12 protein-coding genes are annotated in these 15,515 nt (G+C 50.9%); 5 read left to right on the top strand and 7 right to left on the bottom strand.

Annotated features, from left to right (window positions below; translation table 11 throughout):
* Position 1: 1 nt before the first annotated feature.
* A complete protein-coding gene (locus EHT87_RS05055) occupies positions 2–1,330 on the top strand; it encodes a rhamnogalacturonidase (RefSeq protein ID WP_124904473.1) in 1,329 nt (442 codons plus the stop codon).
* A 237-nt stretch (positions 1,331–1,567) separates the two neighbouring features.
* Positions 1,568–2,239 carry a 3-keto-disaccharide hydrolase gene (locus tag EHT87_RS05060; protein WP_185716144.1) on the top strand — a complete coding sequence of 224 codons (672 nt, stop codon included), beginning with the start codon at positions 1,568–1,570 and terminating at the stop codon, positions 2,237–2,239.
* 108 nt (positions 2,240–2,347) lie between these two features.
* Here EHT87_RS05060 and EHT87_RS05065 read toward each other — a convergent pair whose 3' ends face one another.
* Positions 2,348–2,962, bottom strand: coding sequence for a CGNR zinc finger domain-containing protein (locus tag EHT87_RS05065; RefSeq protein ID WP_124904477.1), 615 nt, complete (start codon positions 2,960–2,962; stop codon positions 2,348–2,350).
* Between the two features lie 103 nt (positions 2,963–3,065).
* On the opposite strand from EHT87_RS05065, the gene EHT87_RS05070 reads away from it, so the two are divergent.
* Positions 3,066–3,998 carry an EamA family transporter gene (locus tag EHT87_RS05070; protein ID WP_124904479.1) on the top strand — a complete coding sequence of 311 codons (933 nt, stop codon included), beginning with the start codon at positions 3,066–3,068 and terminating at the stop codon, positions 3,996–3,998.
* Between the two features lie 120 nt (positions 3,999–4,118).
* On the opposite strand, the gene EHT87_RS05075 is transcribed toward EHT87_RS05070, so the two are convergent.
* From EHT87_RS05075 to EHT87_RS05100, 6 genes are all read right to left on the bottom strand, one after another.
* Entirely contained in the window at positions 4,119–4,619 is a 501-nt protein-coding gene (locus tag EHT87_RS05075; protein ID WP_124904481.1) for a hypothetical protein, read from the bottom strand.
* Positions 4,620–4,692: 73 nt separating this feature from the next.
* Positions 4,693–5,805, bottom strand: a complete 1,113-nt coding sequence (locus EHT87_RS05080) for a DKNYY domain-containing protein (RefSeq protein WP_124904483.1) — start codon at positions 5,803–5,805, stop codon at positions 4,693–4,695.
* 140 nt (positions 5,806–5,945) lie between these two features.
* Positions 5,946–6,575, bottom strand: coding sequence for a SanA/YdcF family protein (locus tag EHT87_RS05085; RefSeq protein ID WP_229320929.1), 630 nt, complete (start codon positions 6,573–6,575; stop codon positions 5,946–5,948).
* 79 nt (positions 6,576–6,654) lie between these two features.
* On the bottom strand, positions 6,655–9,315 hold the full coding sequence (locus tag EHT87_RS05090) for a DNA gyrase/topoisomerase IV subunit A (protein ID WP_124904487.1): 2,661 nt from the start codon (positions 9,313–9,315) through the stop codon (positions 6,655–6,657).
* 342 nt (positions 9,316–9,657) lie between these two features.
* Entirely contained in the window at positions 9,658–10,296 is a 639-nt protein-coding gene (locus EHT87_RS05095) for an NUDIX hydrolase (RefSeq protein WP_124904489.1), read from the bottom strand.
* The gene (locus EHT87_RS05100; RefSeq protein WP_124904491.1) at positions 10,289–11,878 is read right to left on the bottom strand and encodes an NAD(P)/FAD-dependent oxidoreductase; all 1,590 of its coding nucleotides are present in this window, start codon (positions 11,876–11,878) and stop codon (positions 10,289–10,291) included. Before EHT87_RS05100 ends, EHT87_RS05095 begins: the two co-directional genes overlap by 8 nt.
* Before the next feature lie 319 nt (positions 11,879–12,197).
* On the opposite strand from EHT87_RS05100, the gene EHT87_RS05105 reads away from it, so the two are divergent.
* Together EHT87_RS05105 and EHT87_RS05110 are read left to right on the top strand one after the other, a co-directional pair.
* On the top strand, positions 12,198–14,276 hold the full coding sequence (locus EHT87_RS05105) for an alpha-L-fucosidase (RefSeq protein ID WP_124904493.1): 2,079 nt from the start codon (positions 12,198–12,200) through the stop codon (positions 14,274–14,276).
* 12 nt (positions 14,277–14,288) lie between these two features.
* Positions 14,289–15,479 (top strand): acyl-CoA dehydrogenase family protein, encoded by a 1,191-nt coding sequence (locus tag EHT87_RS05110; protein WP_124904495.1) that lies wholly within the window; start codon positions 14,289–14,291, stop codon positions 15,477–15,479.
* Positions 15,480–15,515: the final 36 nt, after the last annotated feature.

Here is a 15,515-nt window from a genome sequence, read left to right on the forward strand (position 1 = left end):
TATGAAAATAGGGATCGTTGCCCTTATGAGCTGGATTGTCCTAAGCGCACCACTTTTTGCACAAAACGCGGTGAAAGCATCCTTTCCGGATGGCAGTCCAATCAGTAGCTGGTTTACGGCAAACCACAAAGTAGACCTGGCCCAACTCGGTAAGAAATATGTGATCACGGATTTTGGCGTAAAACCAGACAGCACCCTGGTGCAAACCGATGCGATTCAGCAGATTATCGATGCCGCAGCCCGGAAGGGCGGGGGCGTCATTGTTATTCCGCACGGTACGTTTCTGAGCGGGGCTTTATTTTTCAAGCCCAAAACCCATTTGCACCTGGTGGAGGGCGCCGTTCTGAAAGGCTCTGACACCATCGCCGACTATCCTAAATTACCCTCGCGGATGGAAGGGCAGAGTCTGGATTACTTTTCGGCGCTGGTCAACGCCTATCAGGTCGATGGCTTTACAATTTCCGGAAAAGGGACCATTGATGGCAACGGCCGACGGTTTTGGGAGGCTTTCTGGGCCCGCCGGAAAGAAAACCCGAACTGCACGAATCTGGAGGTGTCGCGGCCCCGGTTGGTCTTCATCTGGCAATGCAACAACGTACAGGTTCAGGATGTAAAACTGCACAATGCGGGTTTCTGGACCAGTCACTATTACCAGTGTCGGAACGTGAAAGTGCTGAATGTACACATCTATTCGCCCTACAAGCCCGTGAAAGCACCCAGTACGGATGCCATTGATCTGGATGTGTGTACCAACGTGCTGATTAAAAGCTGCTATCTGTCGGTCAATGACGACGCCATTGCTCTCAAAGGTGGCAAAGGGCCCTGGGCCGACCGGGTGCCCAGCAACGGGGCCAACACCAATATCATCATCGAAGACTGTGAATTTGGATTTTGCCATTCGGCGCTGACCTGCGGCAGTGAAGCGATTCATAACCGGAACATTCTCATGCGCAACTGCCACGTCAGCGAGGCCAGCCGGGTATTGTGGCTGAAGATGCGACCTGATACGCCCCAACTGTACGAATACATTACCGTCGAAAACATTAAAGGCCAGGCGCACAGCTTGCTGTATGCCAAACCCTGGACTCAGTTTTATGACTTACAGGGCCGCAAGGATCAACCGATTTCGTTGGCTCACCACGTGATGCTGAAAAATATTGAACTGGTGTGTGACACGTTCTTCGACGTAGCCGTTTCAGAACGCGACAAACTGGCCGACTTCACTTTTGAAAACTTCCGGGTAAAAAGCCAAAATGCGACAATGGACAAAACCGTTGTCAAGGGATTTACGCTCAAAAATGTGCGGGTAAATTCAAACCTGATCGAGTAAAAAGTTGCTGAACTATCGATAGACCGGTATTGATGACACGGTTTACAACCGGTTTTTAAATAAAATTTCACTAATCAAACCAAGACAAAAATGAAAATAGCCTGGAAAAATCGCGTCCGTTTTTTTACGTTGGCAGGGGGCTTACTGACCTCCTGCTTGCTGCCGGGGTCTGCTGTTAAGGCCCAAACCGTTCCCGCTGCTAATCCGGCCACCAGACCCGCAGGAGGAATGGGCCGATTGTTCCCGGCAACCGTAAAGGATGACAGCGTGGGCTTTGTACCTATTTTTGATGGGAAAACATTGAATGGGTGGGAGGGAGACGCCACCTTTTGGCGCGCCGAGAATGGTATACTCATTGGCGAAACAACACCCACTAAAGTAGTCAGGGAAAATAATTTTCTTATCTGGCGCGGAGGAAAAGTAAAGGATTTTGAAATCAAATTTGATTTCAAAATAAACGGAACCAACAGCGGTATGCAGTATCGAAGCATCGAACTGCCGGAAGTTGGGAAATGGATTCTGAAAGGCTATCAGGCCGATCTGGATTTCACTAATCTGTTTACCGGCAATGTGCACGAAGAACGGGGAAGAACCGGGCATGTCGTGTTAGCCAGACGCGGTGAAGTAACCCGTGCTGTCGACGGACCCGCCTTTAAATCAGTGGCAAAGATTGCAGACCCGGCAATGCTACGGGGAGTAGTCAATATCAATGGCTGGAATTCGTACCACATTATTGCCCGCGGACCCATAATGATCCACATCATCAATAACCAGGTGATGAGTATTGCGATTGATGAAGATTCTAAAAACTTTGTTCCCGAGGGATTAATCGGGTTTCAAATGCACGTAGGACCGCCCTTTATGGTCCAATACCGGAATATTCTTTACAAAAAAATAGCGTCAAAATAGCAGCTATACCGGTACGAGTTCAACTGAAAGCGGCTAAAGGCGGGTTCACCGTCGCTGTGAAAAGGTAGAGGGGCGGGAGCGGGAAAGTCGGCAAACCCTGCTTCTGGCTCACGCCTGTTTTTTTCGTTGGTAGTAGCGACGGCCTTTTACGCTGGTGCCGCAGGTTTGCATATCGCACCATTTTCGCCGATGGTTTTTGGTTGTATCCAGGAAAAGCCAGGCGCAGGCACCGCATTGTTTAATCAGCTTTTGGTCCTGATTGGTAAGTAATTCGTAAGCCGACAGGCTAAAAACCCAGACCGCCTGCAGGAGATCGGTTTGGGGATGCGCCCAGCTTAGGGCCAATTGATCGGCCTGTCGTAAAAAAACTCGTTTGTCCAGAGCTTCGTTGACAGCTTCGTTAAAAGCTTCCAAGACTGGAGCCGTTAGCTGTTCCGGCTCCCCTTTTGCCAAAGCTGCGAAAACAGGAAGCATGGCTTGTCGTACCTGACGGGCTTTCTGCAAAACCCGCTCCGCCTGCCCGGGATCCGCTTCGGCTCGGTGCGTCAAGGCGGCAAGGGTATTTTCGTCCAGCAGGGATAACCGGCGGATGAGACGAAGCAGATCCTGGTAGGTATGCAGCCGCTCCACGGGCTCATCAAATTCGAGGGCCGTGTTGACAAAATCAAGACAGGCAGCCCCACCAGCCAGGTCCATCTCGGTGATCGTACTGACTTTTGCCATGGACTAAAAGTAAATAAAGTTTATTACCTGTAAAACAAGCTTTGACGGTTATAGTTTATAGGGTACGATTCATACCGTTAAAAGGTGTTTAGCAGGTAATACAATGAACACAGGAAACGTTTCACGAGTATGGCTGGTAGCCGCATTCATTGCCGTCTATTTTGTGTGGGGGACCACTTATCTAGCCAATCTGTATGCGCTGAAAGCCATGCCCCCTTTCATTATTTCGGCCCTGCGCTATCTGGCAGCGGGCTTTTTACTGGCCACGCTTGCTTACGGCAGGAAGCAGGAATTTCCTGACTGGAAAGAAATCCGTGATTTGGCCATCAGTGGAATTCTTATGCTGGTCGGTGGTTCAGGGCTGGTCGTAGTGGCTGAACAATACATTACCTCGGGCACAACGGCGGTGATTGTGGCGACCGAACCGCTTTGGTTTGTCCTGCTGGACTATCCGCGCTGGAAACTCTATTTTAGCGACCGGAAAGTGATCGCGGGGTTGTTGCTTGGCTTTGTGGGCATCCTTTTATTCACCCGGTTTACACCGGTTCACACTCCGCAGGTAGCACAATCACCCAATTTAGTAGTAGGTACTGTCATTGTGCTGGCAGGTTCTATTCTATGGGTAATCGGAACCCTGTTTACTTCACGGCGGATTAAGCCCGGCCGGTATACCCTCTGGCATCCAACAATCCAGTTGCTGGCGGCTGGTCTCTTTTCCGGTTTGGTTGCCCAGGTCAAGGGGGAGTGGTATGCTTTTGATCCGCAAGACGTGCCGCTTGCGGCCTGGGGTGGCTTAGGCTTCCTCATTCTGTTCGGTTCCCTCATCGCCTATCTTGCCTTTGCCTGGCTGGTCACTGTCCAGCCGCCCGCCCTCGTCAGCACCCACACGTATGTCAATCCACTGGTCGCCGTCTTCGTTGGCTGGCTGGCGGTCGGTGAGCCGATTGCTGGCCAGCAACTAATTGCGCTGGCCGTAGTTCTGACGGGCGTGGTGCTGACCCAACTGAGTACAATGCGTGCCGGTGCAGAGGGTTAAAAGAGCAGGTCAGGTGGTCCCGAAAATTTCCGGATTGATCGGCGACTCCCCGAAAAACTAAAAATCAGACACCTCGTGTTCACCCTCGTTATTAGTTCCAGACCTCGCAAATGCCATCAGTCAGGATTTCAGGTTGGCGGCTGCATAATCGAAGTAGTAACGCTTCGAGGTAAATTCATGGAAAACCGCAGCATCTTTTGGTGAACTATGGTAATGGCGGTATTGAATCGAGTACCGGTTTTTACCGGATTTAAAAGCATACGATTGATCCAGCCGAATCGTTGTCTTCACACTCTTTCCGGGTGGCAGCAACACAAAATCATCCTGCGTTGGCGGCCGGCGTTTCACCAGAATACCGGCGTAGGGCACTTCCTGGCCTTTTTGCTGGAGGATGAAGAGGTTATTCATCAACCTTGGGCTCATGCCAATATCGAGTTTATTCAGATAAACAGGTGCTGCCGACTGGTTGGTAAACGTCATGTTGGCCCAGAGTTGACCTGTTTTCTGAACCATCGTGATCTGGATAGTAACCGGTTGTTTACCGGGCTTTTTAGGGGTAAAACTGGTGCAAATGAGCAGCCCGCTTAGCAGGAAAGCAGCAACTAAAGGTAGCTTTTTCATAGAGGTTCCGAATTGAAGATAATAGCCCTTAGATGCAAATCCCCTCAAAAGTTTAATGGACGCCTGAGATACCCTACGAAGTAGTCTCCTTTGGTTTTATTTTGCCTTCGTAATACGGATGGTTAGCGTCCGAAGCATCCTGTTCGTACACGTTATCAACCATTTTAAATGAAACCGGATCGGCACCTTTCATTTCCTTTCCATTGAAATAAACACGCTTCTGGTCTTTTGCGTATCCCAAACCCAGCACCGCAAACGAAGCTGGATCGCAGCCTTTTATACTTTTTTCTTTGTAAAAAACCGTTTTACTATCCCGTGCATAGGACTCGTTCAGGAGTTCGATCGTGGACGGATCAGCGTCGGTAATTACGTTGTCCTCATAAAACACCTGCGTTGTGTCAGCTACATAATTAAAATCGTTCGGCCTAACGAAACGAATGGTAAGCGGATCGGCGGTTTTCAGGGGGCGGTTTTTGTAATAAACGTGGGTTTTATCCCGGGCGTAATACGAATCCAGTACCGTAAACGTGCCGGGGTCAGCCCCGTCGAGTACCTGAGTTACCCGGATGCGCGGGCCTTTCGGATCGTTGTAATTGATCCAGCAGTAATACACCCGGTTCCTGTCTTTTGAAAAGTCCTGCGTTATCGCTTCAAAAGAGCTTCCATCACTTCCCGGAATCATCGTCAATGAATAATAACCGGTTTCTTTATCTTTCGCAAAACCAAAATTAAGGGGCTGAAAAGACGCGATGTCTTTCACCGGAAATAAAATTCCATTTGAATAACCGTATACCTTGTCTTTCGCATAACCATCGGTCAATACCTGAAAAGAAGCAGGATCGGCTTTGTCTAGGCGGCTGATTACGTTCTTTCGAACGGTAAAATAAGTCTTGCCATCGAGTGCGTTATCACAATAATAAACCGAGGATTTATCTTTTGCATAATGCTCATCCAGCACTTCAAAACTAGCCGGATCGGCTTCAATGGAAGTGCCGCGATAATAGACGGCGTGGGCATCCTTGCCAAAAACGTTGTTCAGGGATTTAAATGAATCGACGTCCGCTGTCCGAAGGGGAGAATCTTTGAAATACACAACGCCATTGCGGGTTTCATAACCCGATTTTTTACAGGACAGCAGAAAGCCGAATCCCAGGATCGACAGGACGACATAAATAAATTTAATCATAGCATTTGCTGTTCAGAAAATCAATTGACGATCTGAAAGTAGCCATGATTTTTGAGACGGGTAAACCCGAATGAATAACCGGCCGGTTTGACCCGATAACTCACGGTTTCAGGCGGTATTTCGGAAAGGGCAGCGGGAGCTTATCGAATCTCCTTGTTCTCCATTTCGGGCTGTGGATGCACAACATAGACATCCAGAACGGCCAGCGGGCGGGCCAGGTATTCGCGGATCAACGTGCGGAACGAATACCCGCCGGGAATATCCTGAGCCGCAAAAGCGATGGCGTCAATGCCCTGATGATTACCGATGTAGAGGGCGCGGGCATTATGGAAGTTCTGGGAAATAATCGTAATCTTATCCTGATTGAAGACCTGTTTGCACCGAACGACCGAATCGAAGGTTCGATACCCGGCGTAATCGAGGGTCATATCGGCCTCCGGAATGCCCAGCCGAAGCAGGGCTTTTTTCATGTCGGAAGGTTCGTTGTAATATTCCGAGTCATTGTTGCCGCTCAGAATAATGTGTTTGATTTTTCCCACTTTCCAGAGCCGGGCCGTGGCTTCCATCCGGTAACGGAAAAACAGGTTTTCGTTGCCGCTTTTGACCGACTTGCTGGTTCCCAACACCAGACCGACTTCGTTGGCAGGGAGGGAGTCCATATCAAAATAGACCTGACTCCGGGTGCTGTACACGACCCAGAAATTACAAAGGAGCACGGTTGTAACGCCCACAAAACCAAGGGTAATGCTAGTCTTGACGAGACGTTTCATCCTCGACACCCGAACGGGAGTCCGAACTCCTTTGTAATTGCCGGATTGCCGGCCAGTCGTGTACGACATCGGATTCATGTCATGAAAACAGTCCTAGTTGTTTAGTCGAATTCTCGGCTCCGGCGTCTTCGATTTCGGTCGTTTCGTCGGTTGGCTCTTCCGTTTCCGGTTCGACGACGATTAAGTTAGGAGTTATCGTCCTATTTTCCGCTATATCCCGCTCATTATTCCGTCGTGGGGGCAGTAATTTCACTTCTTTAACCTTGGCAAACGGTAGTTTTGCTCCCAGGGCTTTCCAGCCACGGACGTCGATAAAGCCTTCTGGCTCCAGCACCATCTTTTCGAGAGGCCCTTTGTCTTTCATCTGATGGGCAATCTCGAATCGGGGAAACCGGTCCGCCGTCACCGCCAGCAGCTTCGATCCTTTGGTGTCGCCAATGAAACTGAATTTCTTGTCCTGCGTCGTGGTTTCAACCTTAAACCGCTTCACATAATGCGACTTCTGGTTCACTTCGTAATAAACCGCCGACAGAATCCGTTCGCCATCGAACTTCTCGAGCACGGCAATTTCGGAAGGCTCATACCGGTTGGTCAGGTTGTAGTTGGTCAACTCGTACTGCCCATCTTTATAGACGACTAAAATGCTCGCACCGTTGTCGAAATTGCCTAAATATTTTCCGCGTTCGTCGCGGTTCAGGCGGCCCAGGTGTTCATCATACCAGATATCGACACCGCCGAGCGTTGAAACACCACCCGACTTCAGGCTGACTTTTCGCACGGGATATTTAGTGACAATGTTACCCTGAGCGGAGCGGTTTTTGATGCCAACTTCCGCAAAATTGTAATCGAACTGCTTGATCTTGGCCGAACTCTGGGCCGTCAGATTAATCGTAACAACTTCCGCTTCACCGTTATCATTGGCGGAAAACCACAGTACCTTCGACTTGGGATTTCCCATGGTCAGATCATATTCCCGGTCGCGCGTAACGGCGGTCACACTGAACCGTTTCGCCATGGTGATGCCCGATTTTCCGTCCAGATACAGGAGATTATAGACTTTCCGTTCGTCGTTTTTCTTGAAAACCGAGCAGTAAATAATGTCCTTGCCAACGAAGGTTTTATCCTGAATTTTGGTCACCAGACACTTGCCATCGCGTCGGAACACGATGATGTCGTCAATATCGGAGCAGTCGGACACAAACTCGTCTTTCTTCAAACCGGAGCCCACAAAACCGCCTTCCCGATCGACGTAAAGTTTGGCATTGGCAGCCGCTACGACATTGGCCGAGATGGTGTTGAACGCCCGAATTTCGGTTTTTCGTTCGCGTCCTTTGCCGTATTTCCGGAGTAAATCCTTGTAATAATTGATGGCATACCGCGTCAGATTGGCCAGATTGTCGTCTACTTCGGCCAATTCCTGTTCCAGTCTCCGCATCAACTCTTCGGCTTTGAAGCCATCGTATTTGGAAATCCGCTTGATCCGGATTTCGGTTAAACGCAGCAGATCGTCCTGCGTGATTTCGCGATAAAACTGCTTTTTAAACGGTTTTAACCCTTTGTCGATGGTTTCAAGAACGGCCTCGAACGTTTCGCACTCTTCAATTTTGCGGTAAATGCGGTTTTCAATGAAAATCTTTTCGAGCGAACTATACAGCAGTTTTTCCAGCAACTCGGCCCGTCGGATTTGCAATTCCCGTTCGAGTAGTTCAACCGTTTGCTGCGTGTTTACCCGAAGAATGTCCGTAACCGTAACAAAATGCGGTTTGTCCTTAATAATAACGCAGGCATTGGGCGATACCGACACTTCGCACTCGGTAAAGGCGTACAAGGCATCGATGGTGATATCGGGCGAAACGCCGGGCGCCAGGTGAACGTGGATTTCAACATCTTTCGACGTTAAATCTTCCACTTTCTTTATTTTTATTTTACCGTCATCGTTGGCCTTAATGATCGAATCCTTGATGGACGTCGTCGTTGTGCCGAACGGTATTTCGCGAATAATCAGCGTTTTCTTATCAAATTCTTCAATTTTGGCCCGGATCCGCGCTTTGCCACCGCGACAGCCATCGTTGTAGTTGCTGACGTCGATGTAACCGCCAGTCAAAAAGTCGGGATACAAGGTTACCGGTTTGTCTTTCAGAATACTGATCGACGCTTCAATCAGTTCTATGAAGTTGTGCGGCAGTATTTTGGTTGATAAACCAACGGCGATGCCTTCCACGCCCATGGCCAGCAGCAGCGGGAATTTGACGGGCAATGTAACCGGCTCTTTTTTCCGGCCGTCATACGACAGTTGCCACTCGGTGGTTTGGGGGTTAAAAATGACATCGTTACCAAACTTCGACAGCCGGACTTCGATGTAACGCGGAGCCGCAGCGCCGTCGCCAGTTCGGATGTCACCCCAGTTGCCCTGCGTATCGAACACCAGGTTTTTCTGTCCGATGGTCGTCAGGGCGTCGCCGATGGAAGCGTCGCCATGCGGGTGATATTGCATGGTTTGCCCGATGACGTTCGCGACTTTATTAAAACGCCCGTCGTCCATTTCTTTCAGGGCGTGCAGAATCCGGCGTTGCACCGGTTTCAGCCCATCTTCAACGGCCGGAACCGCTCGTTCCAGAATGACGTAGGATGCGTACTCTAAAAACCAGTTTTCGTAAAGGCCCGACACCACGGTTTGCTGGTGTAAGGTGTTTTCATTTTGATCTTCCGGTAAATCAGTTGGGTCCAGAATTTCGCTCATTCGAATGGGTACGGATAAAACTCGATGGTAAATGCTATCGTATTGAATGGGTCGGCGGGTAAAAATGATCCGTCGATAGCTTCATAAAGATACAATAGTTTTTGAGAAAACAGGCCTGAATTGGTTAAAATGCAGGATTTAGGCCGTTTACTGAAGCATCTTTATGCCGCTGGATTTGAAACGTGCAAACGGAGTGCCGGTTTTTTAGCTATATCGAAAAGGTCCGGCTTCCAGCTTCTCAAATGCTTTGGTCGTATTCATATTTGTGATCCATTTTATATGATACTTGTATCACAAATATAATAATTTTCAAATAGAATGACAGCCTTTTTTCAGGCATTTTTACTTCGGTACTGAATTAATAACCGTCAGTAATTCGCTGATCATCATGGCAGTTGCGCCCCAGACTTTAAAACCCTGAATCTGGTAAAAAGGCGCGTCGATCAGGGTGCCTTTAATTTCAATGGCGTTTTCCCCAATAATCGTTTCGTCCATCAATTCGTCTAACGATACCTCGACAACGTGCTCGACCTCACGTGGGTCCGGGTAGAAATCCGGGCGGTAGGGAAGAATGCCCACTACGGGCTGAACGTAAAAGTTACTGGGTGGAATGTAAATTTCCGTCAGCTTGCCCAGGACTTTCACGTCGGTTACCCGAATCCCGACTTCTTCCTGCGCTTCCCGCAAGGCGGTCCGAATCAGATTTTCGTCGCTCCGTTCCATGCGTCCGCCCGGAAAAGCCATCTGGCCCGCATGAACGCCGTCGTATTGCGGGCGTAAGATCAGGGGAAGGTAAATCGAATCCTGATACGGATAAAAAACGATCAGAACCGCACTCCGCCGAGTTCGTTCATTCGGTTGCATAGCCATGCGTAACCGCGATCGGGAGGCCATTTTCAGATGGGCTTCCGGACCGGGCAGCGGTTCGGCCAACCGTTCCCGCAGGGCGTTGGCAAAGCTATGAAACGAAGGTTCAAGCATAGCGTTTAATAAGTTGTTCCGCACATTTTTCGCCGTCCATGGCTGCCGAGACGATACCACCGGCGTAACCCGCACCTTCACTACACGGAAAAAGCCGCCGAATCTGCACGTGTTCGAGCGTATCCGGATGGCGGGGAATCCGGACGGGCGACGACGTGCGGCTTTCGACCCCAATTAGCTGCGCATCATTCGTAACGTATCCGCGCATGGAAAGGCCGAATTGCTTCAGCCCGGCTTTCAGGGGAGCGGCAATGGCTTCCGGCAATACCGTGCTCATTTCGACCGGTTTCAAACCGGGTTGATAGGAGGTTGGTAGCAACTGGCTGGAAATCCGGCCGTTTACGTAATCCGAAACCCGTTGCGCGGGCGCGGTCTGGTTGCCACCTGCCAGTTGGCAGGCCCGCTGTTCGAGCTCTTTCTGGTATTGCAAACCGGCCAGCGGACCATACGCCCGATACGGCTTCAAATCGTTTTCATGAATAGCCACCACCAGACCTGAGTTCGCAAATTTCGAATCCCGGCGTGAGGGCGACATGCCATTGACCACCAGCTCGCCCGGTGCGGTGGCCGCCGGAACAATAAAACCACCCGGACACATGCAAAACGAAAACACTCCCCGCTCAACGCCTTTGTGACGAGTTTGGGTCACCAGACTATACGAAGCCGCGGGTAAATAATCGCCCCGATCAGGCCGGTGGTACTGAATCCGATCGATAAACGATTGCTGGTGTTCGATCCGGACGCCCATTGCAAAAGGCTTGCTTTCGATGGTTATACCTTTCCGGTGCAATAAACTGAACACGTCGCGTGCCGAATGACCGGTTGCCAGAATGACGCCCAGCCCCGTTAACTCATCGCCCCGATCCGTTACAACGCCTTTGATTTCATTTTGTTCAACGAGTAAATCGACCATGCGGGTATCAAACCGGATTTCTCCGCCCGCATCGATAATGCTCTGTCGCAGAGCCACCACCACATCCGGCAACTTGTTGGTGCCGATGTGCGGGTGGGCGTCCACCAGAATCTGGTCCGTTGCGCCATGAGCGACCAAAATTTCGAGAATCCGGCGAACATCGCCCCGTTTTTTGGAACGGGTGTAGAGTTTGCCGTCGGAATACGTTCCGGCACCGCCTTCACCGAAGCAATAGTTGGATTCCGGATTGACAATGTGATCTTTATTAATAGCCGCCAGATCCCGCCGACGCGCCCGGACATCGCTGCCCCGTTCCAGCACTACCGGCCGGATTCCCAGTTCAATCAGCCGCAATGCCGCGAACAACCCGGCCGGACCCGCCCCGACGACAATCACATCCCGGGCCTGACTGACATCCGGATACCTGCGCTGGTAGGCGATCAGTGGACGCGGTTTTTCGCCAACATACACTTCCGCATCGATGTGTACTTTTACCTGACGGGAACGGGCATCGATGGACTGGCGAAGTTTGCGAACAATGGGACGCTCCGGTTCCACCCCAATCAGCAGATCGGGCGGAAGGTGCAATCGGTTATAGACTTCCCGCTCGAAAGCCGGGTCGTCAAAGGCAATTTCCGGATCGAGGGTTAACGAAAGCGAATGAATCATAGACTAAATTTCCTAGTATGTCAACACCACGATGGTGTTCCAGGTTCGCGGCTAATTCTTATATTATTTAAGTAATTTATGGTAAAATTAGTCAATTCAGGAAATATATGAGGGATCGAACCCGGTCGGCAGCTCAAGGCACCCACCACAATGGCAGTCAGGGCTCAGCGCGAATCTTCGAAAAACCTCGGCACATGTTGATCAATTGGAAAAAACCGCACTACTTTTACCAACGTTTCAAGCGTATCTGAAACCGTACGAACTTTGGTTCTCACCCCGTCGAAGACCCTGGCAAGACGGGACAACAATCGTTTTCTCAATGAAAAAAATCTTCTGTTTACTGTTACTCAGTTCATTATCCGTACTTGCCCAGAAAACCGCTCCTCCGGCTCCCTACGGAGCTTTGCCCAGCCCCCAGCAGGTGCAATGGCAGCAGCTGGAATATTACATGTTTATACACTTTGGTCCGAATACATTCACGAACAAAGAATGGGGACACGGGGATGAAGATCCAAAGGTATTCAATCCGACGCATTTGGACGCCCGCCAGTGGGCGCGAACGGCCAAAGCGGCTGGTATGAAAGCCATCATCATCACGGCAAAACACCACGACGGGTTTTGCCTGTGGCCGAGTAAATTTAGTAAACATACCGTTCGGGAGAGCGCGTGGAAAAACGGCCAGGGCGATGTTCTGCGTGAACTATCCAATGCCTGCAAGGAATACGGTTTGAAGTTCGGTGTTTACCTGTCGCCCTGGGACCGCAACCACCCGGCGTATGGAACGCCCGAGTACAACCAGATTTTTGCCAACACGCTCGACGAGGTACTGAGCAGTTATGGTGACGTTTTTGAACAATGGTTCGACGGCGCCAATGGCGAAGGGCCCAACGGAAAGCGGCAGGAATACGACTGGAATCTGTTTCGCGGAGTCGTTTATAAGCACCAGCCGAAAGCCATAATTTTCAGTGATATTGGTCCGGGATGTCGCTGGATGGGAAATGAATCCGGTATTGCCGGCGAAACCAACTGGTCTACCCTGAACACCGATGGTTTTGGCATGGGCAGTGCCGCTCCTTCGACACAGGTGTTGAATACCGGCAATGAAAACGGGAAATACTGGATTCCGGCGGAGGTGGATGTTTCGATTCGGCCGGGTTGGTTTTACAGTCCCGATACGGACGACCGGGTAAAAACCCTGACGCATTTAATGAAGATTTATCATTCGTCGGTAGGCCGCAATGGAAATTTACTGCTCAATGTGCCGGTTTCGCGCGAAGGGCTGATTCATCCCAACGACTCCACCCGTTTGATGGAGTTTCGAAAAACCGTCGATGAATCGTTCAAAACGAACCTGGCCATCGGCAAAACGGTGACGACCTCGGCGTTTCGGGGAAATGACAACCAATTTGCGGCCAGTAATCTGGTGGATGGAAAATACGACTCGTACTGGACCACCGACGATGCCGTTCGCCAGGCTTCTTTTGTGGTCGATCTCGGCAAATCCACGGAAATAAACCGGGTTGTCCTGCAGGAATACATTCCGTTGGGGCAGCGGGTTAAGTCGTTCAAGATCGAAGCCTGGAATGGCAAACAGTTCGAAACCATCGATCAGCAAACGACCATTGGCTACAAGCGAATTCTGGCTTTCCCGACCCTGAAAACCGCTAAAGTGCGGGTGACGATCCTGGAGGCCAACGCCTGCCCGGTTTTGTCAGCGGTTGGTATTTACAAAGCGCCCGAACTGTTGTCGAATCCGGAAATTGCCCGTAACAAACAGGGCTTGGTGACGATTACTTCGGAAGTTGCCGATCCGGTAATCCGGTATACAACCGACGGAACCGAACCCACGCTGGCGTCGGCCCGGTATACGACGCCCTTCACCTATGCCAAAGGGGGGACGATCAAGGCCAAAGCTTTTATCAAAAACGGGGCAGAGTCGTCGGAAACCATACCGGCCACGTTCGATATGGCACCGGAGAAATGGTCGGTAGTTGGCGAGGAAAGCGGCCGGAATTCGGCAAACCGGGCAATTGACTCAAACCCGGGCACCATCTGGCAAACCGCCCGGCAGGAGGGAAGTAAAAAACATCCGCACGAACTGGTGATCAATCTGGGCGAATCCCTGACGCTGAAAGGATTTACGTATACGCCCCGGCAGGACGGGCAAACCGGCGGCACGATTTACCAGTACAGCTTTTATGTGAGCGAAAACGGGTCCGACTGGAAACCGGTGTTTGAAAACAGCGCCTTCGCGAACATAAAAAATAATCCGGTCAAGCAGGAGGTGCCTTTTTCGGCCCCCCAGAAAGCCCGGTTTATCAAACTGGTAGCGTTGTCTTCAGTCAACGAAAATGAGAACTGGGCGTCGGCAGCGGAGGTTGGCGTGCTCCTCAGGTAATTAAATTCAGCCATGTCGACTCTTCACCGCGCCCCGGCTTTTGAAGCGCCGGATTTTTACGAAATCGATGATCTGCTGAGCGACGACCAGAAGCTGGTTCGGTCGTCGATGCGGGATTTTGTAAACCGGGAAATCAGCCCCATCATCGAGGATTGCGCCCAGCGTGCCGAATTTCCGGCTTTTCTCGTACCCAAATTGGGCGAAATTGGAGCATTTGGTCCCACCATTCCGGCGGAATACGGTGGTGGCGGACTGGATTCCATTTCATACGGTTTGATGATGCAGGAAATTGAGCGGGGCGATTCGGGCCTTCGTTCGTGTGTTTCGGTGCAAAGTTCGCTGGTGATGTGGCCTATTTATACGTACGGTTCCGAAGACCAGAAGCGCAAGTATTTGCCCAGGCTGGCAACGGGCGAACTGCTGGGCTGTTTTGGTCTGACCGAACCCGACCACGGTTCCAATCCCGCCGGTATGCAGACGTCGTTTGTGGAACACAGCGATCATTACCTGCTCAACGGCTCCAAACTGTGGATCACCAATTCGCCGGTGGCTGATGTCGCCGTGGTTTGGGCCAAAAATGAGCAGGGGCGCGTCCGGGGTTTACTGGTCGATCGTGGCCTGGAAGGCTTCTCGACGCCCGAAATTCATTCCAAGTGGTCGTTGCGGGCCAGCGCCACGGGCGAGCTGGTGTTTCAGGATGTGAAAGTGCCCAAAGAAAATCTATTGCCCGAAACCGACGGAATCAAAAGCCCGCTGCGTTGTCTCGATCAGGCGCGGTACGGTATTGCCTGGGGTGTAGTGGGGGCGGCAATGGATTGTTATGATTCGGCCCGTCGGTACGCGCTGGAGCGGCAGCAGTTTGGAAAGCCCATAGCGGCCTTTCAACTCGTACAGAAGAAACTGGCGGAAATGCTCACTGAAATCACCCGGGCGCAATTGATTTGCTGGCGGTTGGGCACGTTGAAAAATGCCGGAAAGGCAACCACGGCCCAAATTTCACTGGCAAAACGGAACAATGTCGAAATGGCGCTGAATGTGGTTCGGGAAGCCCGGCAAATCCACGGAGCCATGGGGATTTCGGGCGAATACCCGATCATGCGGCACCTGATGAACCTCGAATCAGTGGTCACCTACGAAGGAACGCACGACATTCACCTGCTGATTTTAGGCAACGAAATTACCGGAATCCCCGCTTTTAAATGAGTTAAGAATGAAGAGTTAAAAGCCGCCCGTACGTTT

The organism is Larkinella knui (assembly GCF_003858645.1).
Taxonomy (GTDB): Bacteria; Bacteroidota; Bacteroidia; order Cytophagales; family Spirosomataceae; genus Larkinella; species Larkinella knui.

Bases quoted from the DNA above. Each gene is read 5' to 3' on its own strand.
- EHT87_RS05110 (WP_124904495.1), top strand. From the start codon at position 14,289: ATGTCGACTCTTCACCGCGCCCCGGCTTTTGAAGCGCCGGATTTTTAC.
- EHT87_RS05095 (WP_124904489.1), bottom strand. From the start codon at position 10,296: ATGCTTGAACCTTCGTTTCATAGCTTTGCCAACGCCCTGCGGGAACGG.
- EHT87_RS05065 (WP_124904477.1), bottom strand. From the start codon at position 2,962: ATGGCAAAAGTCAGTACGATCACCGAGATGGACCTGGCTGGTGGGGCT.
- EHT87_RS05055 (WP_124904473.1), top strand. From the start codon at position 2: ATGAAAATAGGGATCGTTGCCCTTATGAGCTGGATTGTCCTAAGCGCA.
- EHT87_RS05070 (WP_124904479.1), top strand. From the start codon at position 3,066: ATGAACACAGGAAACGTTTCACGAGTATGGCTGGTAGCCGCATTCATT.
- EHT87_RS05085 (WP_229320929.1), bottom strand. From the start codon at position 6,575: ATGAAACGTCTCGTCAAGACTAGCATTACCCTTGGTTTTGTGGGCGTT.
- EHT87_RS05090 (WP_124904487.1), bottom strand. From the start codon at position 9,315: ATGAGCGAAATTCTGGACCCAACTGATTTACCGGAAGATCAAAATGAA.
- EHT87_RS05105 (WP_124904493.1), top strand. From the start codon at position 12,198: ATGAAAAAAATCTTCTGTTTACTGTTACTCAGTTCATTATCCGTACTT.
- EHT87_RS05080 (WP_124904483.1), bottom strand. From the start codon at position 5,805: ATGATTAAATTTATTTATGTCGTCCTGTCGATCCTGGGATTCGGCTTT.
- EHT87_RS05075 (WP_124904481.1), bottom strand. From the start codon at position 4,619: ATGAAAAAGCTACCTTTAGTTGCTGCTTTCCTGCTAAGCGGGCTGCTC.
- EHT87_RS05100 (WP_124904491.1), bottom strand. From the start codon at position 11,878: ATGATTCATTCGCTTTCGTTAACCCTCGATCCGGAAATTGCCTTTGAC.